Origin of the sequence: Variovorax gracilis, assembly GCF_030317115.1 — a bacterium.
Taxonomy (GTDB): Bacteria; Pseudomonadota; Gammaproteobacteria; order Burkholderiales; family Burkholderiaceae_C; genus Variovorax; species Variovorax gracilis.
In genome coordinates, this window is sequence record NZ_JASZYF010000083.1 from 1 (window position 1) to 2,576 (window position 2,576).

The 2,576-nt window shown below is 62.7% G+C and carries 4 protein-coding genes; 2 read left to right on the top strand and 2 right to left on the bottom strand.

Going from position 1 to position 2,576, the window contains the following annotated elements; genetic code table 11:
* A partial coding sequence (locus QTH97_RS36765; RefSeq protein WP_286573711.1) for a hypothetical protein occupies positions 1–491 on the top strand: 491 nt, incomplete at its 5' end.
* Between the two features lie 12 nt (positions 492–503).
* Here the strand turns inward: QTH97_RS36765 and QTH97_RS36770 are convergent.
* The gene (locus QTH97_RS36770; protein WP_286573713.1) at positions 504–881 is read right to left on the bottom strand and encodes a hypothetical protein; all 378 of its coding nucleotides are present in this window, start codon (positions 879–881) and stop codon (positions 504–506) included.
* Here QTH97_RS36770 and QTH97_RS36775 point away from each other — a divergent pair, their 5' ends adjacent.
* Entirely contained in the window at positions 882–1,049 is a 168-nt protein-coding gene (locus QTH97_RS36775; protein WP_286573715.1) for a hypothetical protein, read from the top strand.
* A gap of 290 nt (positions 1,050–1,339) precedes the next feature.
* Here the strand turns inward: QTH97_RS36775 and QTH97_RS36780 are convergent, their stop codons facing one another.
* Entirely contained in the window at positions 1,340–2,473 is a 1,134-nt protein-coding gene (locus QTH97_RS36780) for an IS110 family RNA-guided transposase (RefSeq protein ID WP_444813522.1), read from the bottom strand.
* Positions 2,474–2,576 lie beyond the last annotated feature (103 nt).

Consider the following 2,576-nt stretch of genomic DNA (forward strand, 5'->3'; position numbering starts at 1 on the left):
AGGAGCTTCGCGAACGATTCGATCCTGCTGACGAACTCGATACCCAAAGAATCCAGTGCTGCGTCGCGGGCGGCCCAAGGTTCGAGACGAGTTTTTCAACAGAATTGGCCCAAACTTCCACTTCGGCGGCCAAGAAAGCTGGCGTTTGTCGCAGCGATCGCAAGGCCGGCGCCGGCGACCTGGCGGCGGGGTCGCGCCGTGGCTCGCGCCCATGTCGCGCCGCGCCAGAGGGAGGGCGGCCCCAACGTATTCGCGGAAACGCAACCATCCGCCCGCGGGGATGGGAGCCATCGAAAAGCTGCAACCCGGCGCGATCGGCTCAGGGCAGAGGAGGGGGGCAGCGCGATTCCCCCAAGACTTATCCAGACTGTCTGCTTTTCTTCAAATTTGGCCGCCAAATGACAACGGTCGCCGAAAGCTCACTCGCCGAGCGGTTCTACGCTTCTGGAAGCGTAATGAACTTCATGCTGGCGTCAGCACTGAAACGCTGAAGGCGGACCCTACTACCGACAGACGAACTGTTCCGAACTGACCTCACCGGACGTCATCGAGCCTGTAGCAAACGCCCGAATAGAAGTGCCGTCGCGGCGCACAAACAGTTCCCCGCCCAGCACGGCGTCAAGCGCACCGGGCGGGCCAGCAGGCTTAGCCATACGAACCGCACGAAATGCCCCGAGTGTCTTGCTCTCAGCTAGAAGTTGATACGCCCACTCATCGTTTGATGCATTGGAGGCACGAACCGTGATGCCGTTGCCGCTGCGCACAATTTCAATTTGCCGGGAGCCGAACAGCTTGCCGATCTCGCTGTTGCAAGCGAGCGTTTGCGCAGTTGCCGGAGCAAGCAAGGTGGCGACTAGCGTAGAGATGACGAGCTTCTTCATGTGACCTATGAGGCCAACGACGCTGCGACCAGCGGACACATCGGCACGGCGGGCTCCATTGTCGGCGAAGGTACGAAAAACCCGGAGATCACGCCGAAGGTCAGCTTCTATGGGGACTTTTTAGTCAAGTGCTTTTTAGCATCGCATCGGTTGTTGCTGAGCGGATGAGACAGTGGCGTGGCATGGGTGATGCATCCACCTGATCCGAGGTCGGGGTATGGCGAGCGTTCGAGCCAGTGCCCGGACGAACTTCTATCCGTGTAGGGCGTGCAAGCCCTGCACCTCATGCTGCATGCGCGCGAAGATGCGCACTGGCAAACCCCGGTTACCGACGCGCCCCTTCTTTCTGATCGGTCACTTCTGTACAGTGACCCGCTGACCTTGCTGGCGCGTCGACCTTTGATCATGTTGATGCGTTCCTTGGCAAGCCGTGCTTCAGTGCGAGGGCTGGCGGGGCCTCAAGCGGTGGCTGGCTTGAGCGTCGCCCCGGCCGGAATCTCGCCGTTCTGCAGATAGCGCCACAAGACGATCACCAGTTTTCTGGCCATGGCCACGATGCCAACGCGTCGCGTGCGCTTGCCTGCGCCAGCGAAGCGCCGGTTGAACCACTGGGTCAATGCGCTTTCAGGCTGCAGGCGCAGCCAACTCCAGGCGAGTTCAATCAGCATCGTGCGCGCTCGCTTGTTGCCTGCCTTGCTGATGCCTTGCTCGATCTGGCTGTCGCCGCTCGCATATGGCGTGGGTGCCAACCCCAGGCAGCCCGCCAACTCGCGCCGGTTGGCGAAGCGCCGCCAGCCGAAGAGTTCCTTGACCAACACCCAGGCACCCTTGGGTCCGATGGCGCGCAACAAGGCCAGTTGCGCCACCAGCGGCTGCTTGCCATCGGCCAGTTCTTGGCGCCGCGCAGCCTCCAGCGCCTTCACCTGCTGCTTGACTAGGGTCAGCCGCGCGCTCTCGCGCTCGATCTCGGCGCGCAAGACAGGCGGCACCTGCTCGCCATGGCGCGCCCACCAGGCGGGCCAGTCGCGCCCGCCGATGATGACGTGCGGGCGCAGGTTGTGCAGCACCAGCAGCGAGCCGATGCGGTTCATGTGTGAGGTGCGCTCCTTCGTCAGCCGTGCAAGCTCGCGGTGCGTGCGGCGCGCGTCTTCGTCCTCGGGCGTGGGCTCATGCACAACCGACCACACACGCTCGCCGCGATGATGGCGCAGCAGCATCGCCAACAGCTTGTCGCCATCGATGCGGTCGGTCTTGGCCCGCCGGGCGTGCCGGTTCACCTCGATGCTGGAGGAGTCGACCACGATGTTGTCGACTCCTTGCTCGATCAGCCAGCGGTGTAGCCACCAGCCGTCGCGGCCTGCTTCGTAGCACGAGTGCACCCGAGCCCCCTCGAGCTTGCAGCGCTCCTGGGCCTGGTCGATGCAGTGCGCAACTGCGGCCGTGTCACCGGCGTCCACGTTGTAGCGGCTCGGGGTGTGTCGGTCATCGCTCGCCGTCACCTTCCAGGACTTATCGCCGAGCTCGAAGCTCATGTACAGCTCGCCCTGGATCGCCGTATCCTTGCCTTGTGGGACTGTCTGGGTTGTCGACATTTCCATCTTATATGGACGCCTCCCGTGCAACAAGCCAGTTCTTGAAGCTCTGATTCGGCGGTAACGACTGCGGTCTTATATCCGGCCTGTTCATGCAGATCGG